Origin of the sequence: Pontibacter sp. JAM-7, from assembly GCF_048548695.2 — a bacterium.
GTDB lineage: Bacteria > Pseudomonadota > Gammaproteobacteria > Pseudomonadales > Balneatricaceae > Neptuniibacter.
This window is the reverse complement of the sequence record NZ_JBLYIF020000036.1, coordinates 1-271: the sequence shown is the minus strand read 5'-3', so window position 1 is coordinate 271 and position 271 is coordinate 1. Positions and strand designations below refer to the sequence as shown.

Sequence of the window (271 nt, the reverse complement as noted above, 5' to 3'; positions counted from 1 at the left end):
AAAAGGGTAATCATTCCGTAAGGGTACAAAATGGGATGCTACACTTAAAGATCAAACGATCCACAGATCTGTTCGGGTATGCCAATAATGCCATTTCGCAAGGGGTCCATGACAAGGATATGGATTTTAAAATCTGTTTGCCCCAAAAAAAGTACTGGCATATAAATTCCGTTCGCTTTCAAAACGGGAACCTGCAGATTCATCTTGTAGATGGGTGCCGTGAGGGAGCTGCCATAAAGTACGCGGAACCATCTAGTATTTCCAATTTCAC

The 271-nt window shown here is 42.4% G+C and carries 1 protein-coding gene; it reads right to left on the bottom strand.

What is annotated here, in order from left to right:
- Nucleotides 1-44: 44 nt before the first annotated feature.
- A partial coding sequence (locus tag ACFVYJ_RS13770; protein WP_463255424.1) for a hypothetical protein occupies nt 45-271 on the bottom strand: 227 nt, incomplete at its 5' end.